This window comes from Burkholderia sp. 22088 (genome assembly GCF_052045915.1).
Lineage (GTDB): Bacteria > Pseudomonadota > Gammaproteobacteria > Burkholderiales > Burkholderiaceae > Burkholderia > Burkholderia cepacia.
In genome coordinates this window covers 1-13,538 of sequence record NZ_JBQEPY010000021.1, presented here as the reverse complement: position 1 = coordinate 13,538, position 13,538 = coordinate 1, and the positions used below count along the sequence as shown (strand labels likewise).

At 59.4% G+C, this 13,538-nt stretch carries 27 protein-coding genes and 1 pseudogene; all 28 read right to left on the bottom strand.

The window, feature by feature from the left end; translation table 11 throughout:
* Nucleotides 1-85: 85 nt before the first annotated feature.
* Nucleotides 86-709, bottom strand: a complete 624-nt coding sequence (gene rpsD / locus ACTJLD_RS33060) for a 30S ribosomal protein S4 (RefSeq protein WP_021161733.1) — start codon at nt 707-709, stop codon at nt 86-88.
* 154 nt (nt 710-863) lie between these two features.
* Complete coding sequence (gene rpsK / locus ACTJLD_RS33055) at nt 864-1,265, bottom strand: 30S ribosomal protein S11 (protein WP_004197937.1); 402 nt, start codon at nt 1,263-1,265, stop codon at nt 864-866.
* Nucleotides 1,266-1,293: 28 nt separating this feature from the next.
* Nucleotides 1,294-1,659 (bottom strand): 30S ribosomal protein S13, encoded by a 366-nt coding sequence (gene rpsM / locus ACTJLD_RS33050; RefSeq protein ID WP_006400641.1) that lies wholly within the window; start codon nt 1,657-1,659, stop codon nt 1,294-1,296.
* Between the two features lie 38 nt (nt 1,660-1,697).
* Nucleotides 1,698-1,814: a 50S ribosomal protein L36 gene (gene rpmJ, locus ACTJLD_RS33045; RefSeq protein WP_004199844.1), complete on the bottom strand. Its 117-nt coding sequence runs from the start codon at nt 1,812-1,814 to the stop codon at nt 1,698-1,700.
* Between the two features lie 20 nt (nt 1,815-1,834).
* Nucleotides 1,835-2,053 carry a translation initiation factor IF-1 gene (gene infA / locus ACTJLD_RS33040; RefSeq protein WP_004521905.1) on the bottom strand — a complete coding sequence of 73 codons (219 nt, stop codon included), beginning with the start codon at nt 2,051-2,053 and terminating at the stop codon, nt 1,835-1,837.
* A gap of 8 nt (nt 2,054-2,061) precedes the next feature.
* Nucleotides 2,062-3,411, bottom strand: a complete 1,350-nt coding sequence (gene secY, locus ACTJLD_RS33035) for a preprotein translocase subunit SecY (RefSeq protein ID WP_006482915.1) — start codon at nt 3,409-3,411, stop codon at nt 2,062-2,064.
* 42 nt (nt 3,412-3,453) lie between these two features.
* Nucleotides 3,454-3,888: a 50S ribosomal protein L15 gene (rplO, locus tag ACTJLD_RS33030; protein ID WP_006482880.1), complete on the bottom strand. Its 435-nt coding sequence runs from the start codon at nt 3,886-3,888 to the stop codon at nt 3,454-3,456.
* Between the two features lie 26 nt (nt 3,889-3,914).
* Nucleotides 3,915-4,097: a 50S ribosomal protein L30 gene (gene rpmD, locus ACTJLD_RS33025; protein ID WP_006400644.1), complete on the bottom strand. Its 183-nt coding sequence runs from the start codon at nt 4,095-4,097 to the stop codon at nt 3,915-3,917.
* 15 nt (nt 4,098-4,112) lie between these two features.
* Nucleotides 4,113-4,631, bottom strand: a complete 519-nt coding sequence (gene rpsE, locus ACTJLD_RS33020) for a 30S ribosomal protein S5 (protein WP_006482895.1) — start codon at nt 4,629-4,631, stop codon at nt 4,113-4,115.
* 14 nt (nt 4,632-4,645) lie between these two features.
* Nucleotides 4,646-5,011 (bottom strand): 50S ribosomal protein L18, encoded by a 366-nt coding sequence (gene rplR / locus ACTJLD_RS33015; RefSeq protein WP_006477183.1) that lies wholly within the window; start codon nt 5,009-5,011, stop codon nt 4,646-4,648.
* 12 nt (nt 5,012-5,023) lie between these two features.
* A complete protein-coding gene (gene rplF / locus ACTJLD_RS33010; RefSeq protein WP_006758786.1) occupies nt 5,024-5,554 on the bottom strand; it encodes a 50S ribosomal protein L6 in 531 nt (176 codons plus the stop codon).
* A gap of 18 nt (nt 5,555-5,572) precedes the next feature.
* On the bottom strand, nt 5,573-5,968 hold the full coding sequence (rpsH, locus tag ACTJLD_RS33005) for a 30S ribosomal protein S8 (protein WP_006477185.1): 396 nt from the start codon (nt 5,966-5,968) through the stop codon (nt 5,573-5,575).
* Nucleotides 5,969-5,982: 14 nt separating this feature from the next.
* Entirely contained in the window at nt 5,983-6,288 is a 306-nt protein-coding gene (rpsN, locus tag ACTJLD_RS33000) for a 30S ribosomal protein S14 (protein WP_011350676.1), read from the bottom strand.
* Nucleotides 6,289-6,295: 7 nt separating this feature from the next.
* Nucleotides 6,296-6,835: a 50S ribosomal protein L5 gene (rplE, locus tag ACTJLD_RS32995; RefSeq protein ID WP_006482882.1), complete on the bottom strand. Its 540-nt coding sequence runs from the start codon at nt 6,833-6,835 to the stop codon at nt 6,296-6,298.
* A gap of 16 nt (nt 6,836-6,851) precedes the next feature.
* Nucleotides 6,852-7,160, bottom strand: a complete 309-nt coding sequence (gene rplX, locus ACTJLD_RS32990) for a 50S ribosomal protein L24 (RefSeq protein WP_006477187.1) — start codon at nt 7,158-7,160, stop codon at nt 6,852-6,854.
* Nucleotides 7,161-7,169: 9 nt separating this feature from the next.
* A complete protein-coding gene (gene rplN / locus ACTJLD_RS32985; RefSeq protein WP_006482918.1) occupies nt 7,170-7,538 on the bottom strand; it encodes a 50S ribosomal protein L14 in 369 nt (122 codons plus the stop codon).
* 316 nt (nt 7,539-7,854) lie between these two features.
* Nucleotides 7,855-8,127: a 30S ribosomal protein S17 gene (gene rpsQ / locus ACTJLD_RS32980; RefSeq protein WP_006477189.1), complete on the bottom strand. Its 273-nt coding sequence runs from the start codon at nt 8,125-8,127 to the stop codon at nt 7,855-7,857.
* Nucleotides 8,124-8,318, bottom strand: a complete 195-nt coding sequence (rpmC, locus tag ACTJLD_RS32975; protein ID WP_006400652.1) for a 50S ribosomal protein L29 — start codon at nt 8,316-8,318, stop codon at nt 8,124-8,126. Before rpmC ends, rpsQ begins: the two co-directional genes overlap by 4 nt.
* A gap of 9 nt (nt 8,319-8,327) precedes the next feature.
* Nucleotides 8,328-8,744: a 50S ribosomal protein L16 gene (rplP, locus tag ACTJLD_RS32970; protein ID WP_006482873.1), complete on the bottom strand. Its 417-nt coding sequence runs from the start codon at nt 8,742-8,744 to the stop codon at nt 8,328-8,330.
* A 2-nt stretch (nt 8,745-8,746) separates the two neighbouring features.
* Nucleotides 8,747-9,547 carry a 30S ribosomal protein S3 gene (gene rpsC, locus ACTJLD_RS32965; RefSeq protein WP_006482899.1) on the bottom strand — a complete coding sequence of 267 codons (801 nt, stop codon included), beginning with the start codon at nt 9,545-9,547 and terminating at the stop codon, nt 8,747-8,749.
* Between the two features lie 11 nt (nt 9,548-9,558).
* Nucleotides 9,559-9,888, bottom strand: coding sequence for a 50S ribosomal protein L22 (rplV, locus tag ACTJLD_RS32960; RefSeq protein WP_440660781.1), 330 nt, complete (start codon nt 9,886-9,888; stop codon nt 9,559-9,561).
* Nucleotides 9,889-9,900: 12 nt separating this feature from the next.
* Nucleotides 9,901-10,176, bottom strand: a complete 276-nt coding sequence (gene rpsS / locus ACTJLD_RS32955; RefSeq protein ID WP_004199273.1) for a 30S ribosomal protein S19 — start codon at nt 10,174-10,176, stop codon at nt 9,901-9,903.
* A gap of 10 nt (nt 10,177-10,186) precedes the next feature.
* Nucleotides 10,187-11,014 carry a 50S ribosomal protein L2 gene (rplB, locus tag ACTJLD_RS32950; RefSeq protein WP_006482900.1) on the bottom strand — a complete coding sequence of 276 codons (828 nt, stop codon included), beginning with the start codon at nt 11,012-11,014 and terminating at the stop codon, nt 10,187-10,189.
* Nucleotides 11,015-11,016: 2 nt separating this feature from the next.
* On the bottom strand, nt 11,017-11,331 hold the full coding sequence (gene rplW / locus ACTJLD_RS32945; protein WP_004199275.1) for a 50S ribosomal protein L23: 315 nt from the start codon (nt 11,329-11,331) through the stop codon (nt 11,017-11,019).
* Nucleotides 11,328-11,948, bottom strand: coding sequence for a 50S ribosomal protein L4 (gene rplD, locus ACTJLD_RS32940; RefSeq protein WP_006477192.1), 621 nt, complete (start codon nt 11,946-11,948; stop codon nt 11,328-11,330). The genes rplW and rplD overlap by 4 nt, the downstream gene beginning before the upstream one ends.
* On the bottom strand, nt 11,948-12,598 hold the full coding sequence (gene rplC, locus ACTJLD_RS32935) for a 50S ribosomal protein L3 (protein ID WP_006482922.1): 651 nt from the start codon (nt 12,596-12,598) through the stop codon (nt 11,948-11,950). Before rplC ends, rplD begins: the two co-directional genes overlap by 1 nt.
* 178 nt (nt 12,599-12,776) lie before the next feature.
* The gene (gene rpsJ / locus ACTJLD_RS32930; RefSeq protein WP_004199280.1) at nt 12,777-13,088 is read right to left on the bottom strand and encodes a 30S ribosomal protein S10; all 312 of its coding nucleotides are present in this window, start codon (nt 13,086-13,088) and stop codon (nt 12,777-12,779) included.
* Between the two features lie 285 nt (nt 13,089-13,373).
* Nucleotides 13,374-13,538 (bottom strand): annotated as a pseudogene (locus tag ACTJLD_RS32925) (elongation factor Tu); the annotation flags it as partial.

Below are 13,538 nucleotides of genomic sequence, written 5' to 3'. Positions count from 1 at the left end.
AAGGCTGACCGGTAACAACCAGAAAATAAACAGCCGAGGCCCCTCCTTGCGCAACGCAATCGGGGTACCTCGGCCGTCAATCGGATTAACGCGAATACAATTCGACGATCAGGCTTTCGTTGATGTCGCCTGCGATTTCAGCGCGTTCCGGCATTTGCTTGAACGTGCCTTCGAACTTCTTCGCATCGACTGCAACCCAGCTCGGCATGCCGCCTTGCTCGGCCAGCGACAGCGCTTCGACGATACGCGCTTGCTTCTTCGCCTTTTCGCGGATCGCGACGATGTCACCCGCCTTCACTTGCTGCGACGGGACGTTTGCGACAACGCCGTTCACGGTGATCGACTTGTGGCTCACCAGCTGACGCGCTTCAGCGCGGGTCGAGCCGAAGCCCATGCGATACACGACGTTGTCGAGGCGCGACTCGAGCAGTTGCAGCAGGTTTTCACCCGTGTTGCCCTTGCGGCGGTCGGCTTCAGCGAAGTAGCGACGGAACTGACGCTCCAGCACGCCGTAGATGCGCTTGACCTTCTGCTTTTCACGCAGCTGCGTACCGTAGTCGGACGTACGTGCGCCCGAGGTACGGCCGTGCTGGCCCGGCTTGCTGTCGAGCTTGCACTTGTCGGCGAGCGAGCGGCGTGCGCTCTTCAGGAACAGGTCGGTGCCTTCACGGCGGGACAGCTTGGCCTTAGGGCCGATATAACGTGCCACTTTGCATTCCTTTATCAATCAGTCACGCGGATCGAAATCCGCGCTAGTTCGCTCCCTTTGGGGCGAACGGTGGGCTTAGTCAATCAAAAAAGCAACGCCCGTCGACGCTACGCGGCGACAGGCAATGTGCCAGCACGAACGTGCCAGCACACCTTTAGATACGACGACGCTTCGGCGGACGGCAGCCGTTGTGCGGAATCGGGGTGACATCCGAAATCGCGGTGATCTTGATGCCGAGGCCGTGCAGTGCGCGCACTGCCGACTCACGACCCGGGCCCGGGCCCTTGATCCGCACTTCCAGATTCTTCACGCCGTATTCCATCGCGACGCGGCCAGCCGACTCGGCTGCGACCTGGGCAGCGAACGGCGTCGATTTGCGCGAGCCCTTGAAGCCCTGACCGCCCGACGTCGCCCATGCCAGTGCGTTGCCTTGGCGATCGGTGATCGTGATGATCGTGTTGTTGAACGACGCGTGAACGTGAACCACGCCTTCAGCGACGTTCTTCTTAACCTTCTTGCGAACGCGTTGCGCCGCGGTGTTCGAAGCCTTAGCCATTACGTTTTCCTGTAACTGTCAGTTCCGCTTACTTCTTCAGCGCTTGCGCTGCACGACGCGGACCCTTGCGAGTACGTGCGTTCGTACGCGTACGCTGACCGCGCATCGGCAGGCCCTTGCGATGACGAACACCACGGTAGCAACCGAGGTCCATCAGGCGCTTGATGTTCATCGTCACTTCACGGCGCAGATCGCCTTCGACGACAAACTTGCCCACTTCTTCACGCAGCTTTTCCAAGTCTGCGTCGGTCAAGTCCTTGACCTTCTTCGAAAAATCGACGCCAGCTGCCACGCAGATGCTGCGCGAACGGGTGCGGCCGATACCGAAGATAGCCGTCAGGCCGATCTCGGTATGCTGGTGATTCGGGATGTTAACCCCTGCGATACGAGCCATTGTTTTTCCTCAAACAAAAAGCGCAAACAAACGCGCGGTCAGCCTTGGCGCTGCTTGTGGCGCGGATCCGAGCTGCAGATCACGCGAACGACGCCTTTGCGCTTGATGATCTTGCAATTGCGGCAAATGCGCTTAACCGATGCCATCACTTTCATGATAATACCCTTTTTTCAAATCACTTCGCCCGGAACACGATCCGCGCACGAGACAGATCGTAAGGCGTCAATTCAACCGTCACCTTGTCGCCCGGGAGAATGCGGATGTAGTGCATCCGCATCTTTCCGGAGATATGCCCCAACACGACATGGCCGTTTTCCAGCTTCACGCGGAAGGTAGCATTCGGGAGGTTTTCGATCACCTCGCCTTGCATCTGGATTACATCGTCTTTGGCCATAGTCCTTATTAACGCATTGGGATGTTGCCGCCCTTGAAGTTAGCCTTCTTGAGCAGTGACTCATACTGTTGCGACATAACGTACGACTGCACCTGCGCCATAAAGTCCATCGTGACGACGACAATGATCAGCAGCGACGTTCCACCAAAATAAAACGGCACGTTCCAGCGCAGTACCAGGAATTCCGGCAGCAGACACACGAAGACGATGTAGATCGCACCGGCCAGCGTCAGACGCGTGAGGATGCGGTCGATATATCGTGCGGTCTGATCGCCCGGACGGATACCCGGAACAAACGCGCCGCTCTTCTTCAGGTTGTCTGCGGTTTCCCTGCTGTTGAACACCAGTGCGGTGTAGAAGAAGCAGAAAAACACGATCGCCAGCGTGTACAGCAACACATAGACCGGCTGGCCCGGCTTCAGCGCTTCCGCAACGTTATGCAACGTGTTGGAAATCCAGCTTCCCGTCGGCTGACCGGTACTGAACCAGCCGAGAATCGTTGCCGGGAACAGAATGATCGACGACGCGAAGATCGGCGGAATCACACCCGACATGTTCAGCTTCAGCGGCAGATGCGACGACTGCCCACCGTAGATCTTGTTGCCGACCTGGCGCTTCGCGTAGTTCACGAGGATCTTGCGCTGCCCGCGTTCGATGAACACGACCAGGTAAGTCACCGCGGCAATCAGGACGACGATGATGATCGCCGAAATGATGCTCATCGAACCCGTACGCACCAGCTCGAACAACCCACCGACGGCATTCGGGAACCCTGCTGCGATCCCGCCGAAGATGATGATCGAGATACCGTTGCCCAGACCACGCTCGGTAATCTGCTCGCCGAGCCACATCAGGAACATCGTGCCGGTAACCAGCGTCACGACCGTCGTCAGACGGAACAGCATGCCGGGATCGGTGACGAGGCCCGGCTGGTTTTCCAGCGCAGCCGCGATACCGAACGCCTGGAAGGTCGCGAGCACGACGGTGAAATACCGTGTGTACTGCGTGATCTTCCGTTGCCCTGCCTGCCCTTCCTTCTTCAGCGCCTCGAGCTGCGGCGATACGATCGCCAGCAACTGCATGATGATCGACGCCGAAATGTACGGCATGATCCCCAGCGCAAAGATCGTGAAGCGGGAAAGCGCGCCACCCGAGAACATGTTGAACATGCCCAGGATGCCGCCCGCCTGGCTCTGGAACAGCTTAGCCAGTTGATCCGGATCGATGCCCGGCACGGGAATGTGCGCGCCGATGCGATAGACGATCAGCGCCAGGAGCAGGAACATCGCTCGCCGGCGCAGATCGCCGAATTTCGCCGTGCTTCGACCGGGTTTTGCAAGACTCGGGCTGTTAGCCAAGTACCTTCTCCGATGAATGCAAATGACGACGCGCTACGCGTGTCACTCGGCGAACGAACCGCCAGCCGCTTCGATCGCAGCACGCGCACCCTTGGTGGCACCGAGACCCTTCACGACGATCTTGCGCTTCAGCTCGCCCGTCGCGATGATCTTTGCGCTCTTCGTCAGCTCGCCGACCAGGCCGGCTTGCTTCAGTGCGAGCAGATCGATCTCATCGACCGGCAGCTTCTCGAGGTCGCCCAGGCGCACTTCACCGACGAATTCCTTCGTCAGCGACGTGAAGCCGCGCTTCGGCAGACGACGTTGCAGCGGCATCTGACCGCCTTCGAAACCGACTTTGTGGAAGCCGCCCGAACGCGATTTCTGACCCTTGTGACCACGGCCAGCCGTCTTGCCGAGGCCCGAACCGATGCCACGGCCGACGCGACGCTTGGCGTGCTTGGCGCCAGCTGCCGGCTTCAGGTTATTCAATTCCATATCAACTCCTTGATCCGTAGGGCCGCTTACGCGATGACCTTAACGAGGTACGAGACCTTGTTGATCATGCCGCGGACCGCCGGCGTGTCCTGAAGCTCGCTGACCGAGTTGAGTCGGCGCAGGCCCAGGCCACGCACGGTCGCGCGGTGCGATTCGCGGGTCCCGATCAGGCTCTTAACGAGCTGAACCTTGACAGTTTTTTCAGACATGGTGACCACCCGGGCTTAGCCCAAAATTTCTTCGACGGACTTGCCGCGCTTCGCCGCGATGTCTGCCGGGGTGGACTGCTTGCGCAGACCGTCCAGCGTGGCGCGAACGAGGTTGTACGGGTTCGTCGAACCGTGGCTCTTTGCCACGACGTTCTGAACGCCCATCACGTCGAACACTGCGCGCATCGGGCCGCCGGCGATCACGCCCGTACCTGCCTTCGCCGGAGCGAGGAGGACAGCCGATGCGCCATGCTTGCCGTGCACTTCGTGTTGCAGCGTGCCGTTCTTGAGCGGCACCTTGAACATGTTGCGGCGAGCTTGTTCCATTGCCTTCTGGACAGCGACCGGCACTTCCTTCGCCTTGCCCTTGCCCATACCGATGCGGCCATCGCCGTCGCCAACCACGGTCAGTGCGGCGAAGCCGAGAATACGGCCACCCTTCACGACCTTGGTCACGCGGTTGACCGAAATCATCTTTTCACGAAGGCCGTCGTCGCGCTCGTCAGCCTGAACTTTCGCTTGCATCTTTGCCATGACGAATTCCTTCCTTAGAACTTGAGCCCAGCTTCGCGAGCTGCCTCAGCCAGCGCCTTGACGCGGCCGTGGTAGCGGAAGCCCGAGCGGTCGAAGGCGACGGATTCGATGCCGGCAGCCTTTGCCTTCTCGGCAATACGCTTGCCGATCAGCGTCGCGGCATTAACGTTGCCGCCCTTGCCCGACTTGTCGGCCAGTTCAGCGCGCACTTCTGCTTCGAGCGTCGACGCGCTGGCGAGCACCTTGGTGCCGCAGGGCGAGAACACTTGAGCGTAGATGTGCGTGTTCGTGCGATGCACGGCGAGACGCGCGACCTGCAGCTCAGCGATCTTGATACGCGTCTGGCGAGCGCGGCGCAGGCGAGATTGAGTCTTATCCATGATTGCGCACCCTTACTTCTTCTTCGTTTCTTTGAGGATCACAACCTCGTCGGAATAGCGCACGCCCTTGCCCTTGTAGGGCTCCGGCGGACGGTAACCGCGAACTTCCGCAGCTACTTGACCGACTTGTTGCTTGTTGATCCCCTTGATCACGATTTCGGTTTGCGTCGGGGTTTCTGCCTTGACGCCTTCCGGCATCTGGTGCACCACCGGGTGCGAGAAACCCAGCGACAGGTTCAGCTTGTCGCCTTGCGCTTGCGCACGATAACCGACGCCAACCAGCGTCAGCTTGCGCTCGAAACCCTTGGTCACGCCGTGCACGGCATTCGCGATGATCGCGCGCATCGTGCCCGACAGTGCATTTGCTTCGCGGCTTTCGTCCACCGGCGACAGGTTCAGCGTGCCGTCGTTGTTCGCCACGTTCACGAGCGGATTGATCGCTTGCGTGATGGTGCCCAGCGGGCCCTTGACGGTGATCGCACCGTCGGCCAGCTTGACTTCCGCGCCTTGCAGCGCGATCGGGCTCTTACCTACTCGAGACATGTTTCTCTCTCCTCGGCTTTAAGCGACGTAGCAGATGACTTCGCCGCCGACGCCGGTAGCGCGCGCCTTGCGGTCGGTCATCACGCCCTTCGGCGTCGACACGATTGCCACGCCCAGGCCGTTCATGACCTGCGGAATGTCGTTACGGCCGCGGTACACGCGCAGACCAGGCTTCGACACGCGCTCGAGGCGTTCGATGACCGGGCGACCTGCGTAGTACTTCAGCGCGATATTCAGTTCGGACTTCGCACCTTCCGCCTTGACGGCGAAATCGTCGATGTAACCTTCGTCCTTCAGGACTTGCGCGATTGCAACCTTGACCTTCGACGAGGGCATCGCAACCGATACCTTCTCGACCATCTGCGCGTTGCGGATGCGAGTCAGCATATCGGCGATAGGATCACTCATGCTCATTTACGTTTCTCCTATTACCAGCTCGCCTTGGTCAGGCCAGGAATCTCGCCACGGAATGCGATTTCACGAATCTTGTTACGCGCGAGGCCGAATTTACGGAACGTGCCACGCGGACGGCCCGTGATCGCGCAGCGGTTACGCTGGCGGGTCGGGTTTGCGTTGCGGGGCAGTTGCTGCAGCTCAAGGCGTGCTTCGTAGCGCTCTTCTTCCGACTTGCTTTGGTCTTCGACGATCGCCTTCAGCGCATCGCGCTTTGCTGCGAACTTCGCGACCAGGCGGGCGCGCTTCTTTTCACGTTCGATCAGTGCCAGTTTAGCCACGGTAACCTCAGTTTCTGAACGGGAACTTGAAGCTGGCGAGCAGAGCCTTTGCTTCGTCGTCGGTCTTCGCAGTCGTCGTGATGCTGATGTTCAGCCCACGCAGTGCGTCGATCTTGTCGTAGTCGATTTCGGGGAAAATGATCTGCTCTTTCACACCGATGTTGTAGTTGCCACGGCCATCGAAAGCACGACCCGACACACCACGGAAGTCACGCACGCGGGGCAGGGCAACCGTCACGAAACGGTCGAGGAATTCGTACATTGCACGGCCACGCAGCGTCACCATCGCGCCGATCGGGTAACCCTGGCGGATCTTGAAGCCTGCGATTGCCTTGCGTGCCTTCGTCACGACCGGCTTCTGACCAGCGATCTTCGTGAGGTCGCCGACGGCGTTCTCGATGATCTTCTTGTCAGCGATCGCTTCGCCAAGACCCATGTTCAGCGTGATCTTGGTGATGCGCGGCACTTCCATGACCGACTTGTAACCGAACTTCTCGATCAGGCCGGGCACAACCTTTTCTTTGTAAAACTCTTGAAAACGAGCCATTTTTTACTCCGCTGCGTCAGGCGCTCAGTACGGCACCGGTCGTCTTCAGGAAGCGAACCTTCTTGCCTTCCTCGACCTTGATGCCAACACGCGACGCCTTGCCATTCGCGTCGACCAGTGCGACGTTCGAAATATGCAGGGGCATCGTCTTCGCTTCCACGCCACCCGTCGTACCCTTCATCGGGTTCGGCTTCACATGCTTCTTGACGAGGTTGATACCTTCAACCGTCACATGCTCTGCACCGACAGCCAGCACGACGCCGCGCTTGCCCTTGTCCTTGCCAGTGACGACGATGACTTCGTCACCTTTGCGAATCTTGTTCATCGCGACTCCTTACAGCACTTCCGGCGCCAGCGAAACGATCTTCATGAATCGTTCGCTACGCAGCTCACGCGTCACCGGCCCGAAGATACGGGTGCCGATCGGCTCGAGCTTGTTATTCAAAAGCACAGCGGCGTTGCCGTCGAACTTGATCAGCGAGCCGTCTTGACGGCGCACGCCCTTGGCGGTGCGGACCACCACGGCGTTGTAAATTTCGCCTTTCTTCACGCGCCCGCGCGGCGTTGCCTCTTTGACGCTCACCTTGATGATGTCGCCAATGCCGGCATAACGACGCTTCGAGCCGCCGAGCACCTTGATGCACAGGACTTCACGTGCACCCGTGTTGTCGGCTACTTCGAGCCGAGATTCGGTCTGGATCATGGTTTGTCTTTCCCAACTTAATCCGGATGCACCACCATGATGCATTCGGTCAGTCTTGGTCCCGTCAGCCAATCGGCTGCTTGGGTTGGAACAGCAGCGACGGCAAACGAAACCCGCCATCGCAATTCGGTGAATCTTTCGGACAGGCAGGCGCCAGTCCGCTTCCCCCACCAACTTCGCCCGCGACGGGGCTCCCATAAAGAGGGAAGACCGGGATTATAACAAATAATCCCGGTCACGCAAGCAAAAACTTTGCGATTTCAAGCACTTCGTGGAGAAGTGCCTGTTACTGCCTACTGCCTACTGCGCTGCCCGCTTAGATGACGCGAGCTGCTTCGACGAGGCGCGACACCGTCCAGGCCTTCGTCTTCGAAACAGGACGAGTTTCCTGGATTTCGACGAGATCGCCTTCGTTGTAGGTGTTCGCTTCATCATGCGCGTGGTACTTCTTCGAGCGCACGACATACTTGCCGTAGATCGGATGCTTGACGCGGTGCTCGATCAGCACGGTGACGGTCTTGTCCATCTTGTTGCTGACGACCCGACCGACCAGCGTCCGCTTCAGCGAGGTTTTCACGCTATCGTTCATTTCTGGTTCGCCTTCTGAGTCATGACGGTCCGCACACGTGCGATGTCGCGACGAACCTTCTTCAGCTGGCTCGTGTTCGTGAGCTGCTGGGTCGCGAGTTGCATGCGCAGGCCGAATTGCGCCTTCAGCAGGTCCGCCAGCTCCTTGTTGAGCGCGGCCTGGTCTTTCTGGAGAAGTTCGGAAGCCTTCATGTTTTCTCCTTAGGCGCCGAGCTGGCGCACGATGAATGCCGTCTTGAGCGGCAGCTTGGCTGCAGCCAGACGGAACGCTTCGCGTGCCAGTTCTTCGGTTACGCCGTCCATTTCATAGAGCATCTTGCCCGGCTGAATCTCGGCGACGTAGTACTCCGGGTTACCCTTACCGTTACCCATACGCACTTCGGCCGGCTTCTGCGAAATCGGCTTGTCCGGGAAGATCCGGATCCAGATGCGGCCGCCACGCTTGATGTGACGCGTCATTGCACGACGTGCCGCTTCAATCTGACGTGCGGTCAAACGACCGCGACCGATCGCCTTCAGGCCGAATTCACCGAACGACACTGCGTTGCCGCGCGTCGCCTTGCCGGTGTTACGACCCTTCTGCTCTTTACGATACTTTCTGCGTTTCGGTTGCAGCATCGTTATTCTCCAGTCTTGCCGTCTTCGGGCTTGCCGGCGCCGCGGCGCGGTGCGCCACGACGAGCACCCGGAGCGCCGCCTTCGCCGTCACGGCGCGGACGACGGTCGCCCGGACGCGCATTGCGACGCGGACGCTTGTCTTCGGCTACTTCTTCCACCACCGGTGCGTCGTTGCGGCCGAGCGTATCGCCCTTGTAGACCCACACCTTGACGCCGATGATCCCGTAAGTCGTCTTCGCTTCCGAAGTCGCGTAGTCGATATCAGCACGCAGCGTGTGAAGCGGCACGCGACCTTCGCGATACCATTCCGTACGAGCGATTTCGATACCGTTCAGACGGCCCGCGCTCATGATCTTGATGCCCTGGGCACCCAGACGCATCGCGTTCTGCATCGCACGCTTCATCGCGCGACGGAACATGATCCGGCGCTCGAGCTGTTGCGTGATCGAGTCAGCGATCAGCTGAGCATCGGTTTCCGGCTTGCGGATTTCTTCGATGTTGACGTGAACCGGAACGCCCATGCGGCGTTGCAGTTCCGTCTTCAGCTGCTCGATATCCTCGCCCTTCTTGCCGATGACCACGCCCGGACGCGAGCTGTAAATCGTGATGCGCGCGTTCTTCGCCGGACGCTCGATGACGACCCGACCGACCGAAGCGTTCTTCAGCTTCTTCTTCAGGTACTCACGAACACCGATGTCTTCCTGAAGCATCGCCGCGAAATTGTTGTTGTTCGCGTACCAACGCGAAGCCCAATTGCGGCTGACAGCCAGGCGGAAGCCAGTCGGATGAATTTTCTGTCCCATCGTATGGCTCCTTAATTCCCGACCGTCACAGTGATGTGACAGGATTGCTTCTCGATGCGGTTACCGCGGCCCTTGGCGCGCGCGGTGAAACGCTTGAGCGATGCAGCCTTGTCGACGTAGATGCTCTTGATCTTGAGCTCGTCGATATCGGCGCCTTCGTTGTGCTCCGCATTCGCGATTGCCGACAGCACAACCTTCTTCACGATGCCAGCCGCTTTCTTCGGCGAGAACGTCAGAACGTTCAGCGCCTTGTCGACCGGCAAACCGCGGATCTGGTCAGCCACAAGGCGCGTTTTTTGCGCCGAGATGCGGGCACCGCGATGAGTTGCTTTCACTTCCATCTTGATTGCCCCTTATTTCTTGGCCTTCTTGTCGGCCGCGTGACCCTTGAACGTACGGGTCAGTGCGAACTCGCCAAGCTTGTGGCCGACCATGTTTTCCGAGATGTACACCGGAACGTGTTGACGGCCGTTGTGAACAGCGATCGTCAGGCCGATGAAATCCGGCAGAATCGTCGAGCGACGCGACCAGGTCTTGATCGGCTTTTTGTCGCGCGAAGCTGCAGCCGCCTCAACTTTCTTCAGCAAATGGGCGTCGCAGAACGGACCTTTTTTTACAGAACGTGCCATTGCCTACTCCTTAACGCTTGTGACGGCGCTGGACGATCATCGTCGTCGTGCGCTTGTTGCTACGGGTGCGATAACCCTTAGCCGGCGTACCCCACGGGCTAACCGGATCGCGACCTGCAGCCGTCTTGCCCTCACCACCACCGTGCGGGTGATCAACCGGGTTCATCGCAACGCCACGCACCGTCGGGCGGATACCGCGCCAGCGGTTCGCGCCAGCCTTGCCGATCTGGCGCAGGCTATGCTCTTCGTTGCCGACTTCACCGATCGTTGCACGGCACTCGATGTGCACGCGGCGGATTTCGCCCGAACGCAGACGAACCTGCGCGTAGACGCCTTCACGTGCGAGCAGCATGGCCGACGTACCAGCCGAACGCGCCATTTGCGCGCCCTTGCCCGGCAGCATCTCGATGCAGTGGATCGTCGTACCGACCGGAATGTTGCGGATCGGCAGCGTGTTGCCTGCGCGGATCGGCGCTTCCGAACCCGACATCAGCTGTTGGCCGACGGTCAGGCCCTTCGGGGCGATGATGTAGCGACGTTCGCCGTCTGCGTAGAGCACCAGCGCGATGTTCGCGCTACGGTTCGGGTCGTACTCGAGACGCTCGACCTTTGCCGGGATGCCATCCTTCGTGCGACGGAAATCGACGATACGATAGTGTTGCTTGTGACCACCACCCTTGTGACGCGTGGTGATACGGCCATTGTTGTTACGGCCGGCGGTCGAGCTCTGCGAGTCGAGCAGTGCCGCGAACGGCTTGCCCTGGTGCAGGTTCTTGTTGACCACCTTGACCATCGCGCGGCGACCCGGCGATGTCGGCTTAACTTTAACGATTGCCATGATTACTTGGCCTCCGCTTCAAAGTTGATTTCCTGGCCGGGCTTCAGGCAAACGTACGCCTTCTTCACGTCCTTGCGGCGGCCCATCGAACGGCCAAAGCGCTTTTGCTTGCCCTTCTGAACCAGCACGTTGACGGAATCAACTTCAACCTTGAACAGCAGCTCGACAGCCGCCTTCACTTCCTGCTTCGTGGCATCCGGTGCGACTTCGAACACGACTTGCTCGTTCTTGTCGGCAACCAGCGTCGCCTTTTCCGAGATCACCGGTGCGAGCAGGACCTGCATCAAACGATGATCGTTCTTGCGAATCTCGCTCATGACAGCAACTCCTCGATCTGGGCGACCGCAGCCTTCGTGACCAGCACTTTCTTGAAGTAGATCAGCGACAGCGGGTCAGCGTAGCGCGGCTCGACAATTGCCACGTGCGGCAGGTTGCGCGATGCCAGGTACAGGTTTTCGTCAACCGTGTCGGTGATGATCAACACGGAGTCGAGACCCATGGTCTTGAATTTGTCGGCCAGCAGCTTGGTCTTCGGCGCTTCGAGGATGATGTCCTCGACGACCGACAGGCGGCCTTCACGGGCCAGCTGCGAGAAGATCGAGCAGAGACCTGCGCGATGCATCTTCTTGTTGACCTTGTGCGAGAAGTTTTCTTCCGGCGAATTCGGGAAGATACGACCACCGCCACGCCACAGCGGGCTCGACGACATACCGGCACGAGCACGGCCCGTACCCTTCTGGCGCCACGGCTTCTTGGTCGTGTGCTTGACTTGCTCACGGTCCTTCTGTGCGCGGTTACCCTGGCGAGCATTCGCCTGGTAAGCGACGACGACCTGGTGGATCAGCGCTTCGTTGTAGTCACGACCGAACACGACGTCCGACGCGTTGACCACTGCACCTTCCTGACCATTTTCGTTCAGGAGCTTGAGTTCCATTATTTCGCCCCCTTGGTCTTGACGGCCGGCGTCACGAAGACCTTGCCGCCCTTCGCGCCCGGAATCGCACCCTTCACGAGCAGCAGCTTGCGCTCTGCGTCGATACGAGCGATTTCGAGGTTCTGCACCGTCACCGTCACGTCACCCATGTGACCCGTCATGCGTTTACCCGGGAAAACACGACCCGGATCCTGCGCCATACCGATCGAGCCCGGCACGTTGTGCGAACGCGAGTTACCGTGCGTCGCACGGCCGGAGGAGAAGTTGTAACGCTTGATCGTACCGGCGTAGCCCTTACCGATCGACACGCCTTGCACGTCGACCTTCTGGCCCACTTCGAAAAGATCAGCACCGACCACGGCGCCATTCGACAGCTCAGCTGCCTTGGCCGCGTCAATGCGGAATTCCTTGAGGATTTCACCGGCTTCGACACCGGCTTTGGCGAGATGACCTGCCAGCGGCTTCGTCACGCGCGATGCACGACGGGAGCCGAATGCAACCTGCACGGCCGTGTAGCCGTCGGTTTCAACAGTCTTGATCTGCGTCACGCGGTTGTCCGACACGTCCAGCACGGTGACGGGAATCGAATCCCCTTCAGCCGTGAAGATACGGGTCATGCCAACCTTGCGACCTACGAGTCCAAGGCTCATCATTTTCTCCATTCCCGACTGCGATTGGTCGGGGCTGATTTACAAAATGCCGGGCACGCAAGGCCCAACTTTTTTACGCGAATACGCGAAAAGCCAAGCAGTATAGCCCGACTCCTCGATTTCCGCAAGCAATACAAAGACTTAGCGCCACCCGACAAGCCGGTTGGCGCCGGAAGCCTTACTGCAGCTTGATTTCCACGTCGACGCCAGCCGGCAGGTCGAGCTTCATCAGCGCGTCAACCGTCTTGTCGGTCGGATCGACGATGTCCATCAGGCGCTGGTGGGTACGGATTTCGAGCTGATCGCGCGACGTCTTGTTGACGTGCGGCGAACGCAGGATGTCAAAACGCTGAATGCGCGTCGGCAGCGGCACCGGGCCACGGACGATTGCGCCAGTCCGCTTCGCGGTATCGACGATTTCGGCAGCCGATTGATCGATCAGACGATAGTCGAAAGCCTTCAGGCGAATGCGGATTTTCTGTTGCTGCATGACGATTCCTTGAAAAGAGCGAGGCGATGTTGCACCGCCGGACACCAAAAGAACGCGAAACCTGCTGCCTGCGGGGAGCGAAGCGACAGGTTCCGAACGGTACTTCCACTGCTAAGCCCGCGATTCTACACGAAAAATCGGAGAGGTGGTGCGGGTTTGTCAATGTGCGTGACGGCACGCCATAAAGAAAAACCGGGTGCCAGCGCAAGCTGAACACCCGGTTTCGACGGTACAACTGCATACCGCGGGATCGCGGATCCCGGAAGGATCCGCGGATCGTCGATCTTAGTCGAGGATCTTGGCGACGACGCCGGCGCCGACCGTACGGCCACCTTCGCGGATTGCGAAGCGCAGACCTTCTTCCATCGCGATCGGTGCAATCAGCTTCACCGTGATCGACACGTTGTCGCCCGGCATCACCATTTCCTTGTCCTTCGGCAGCTCGATCGA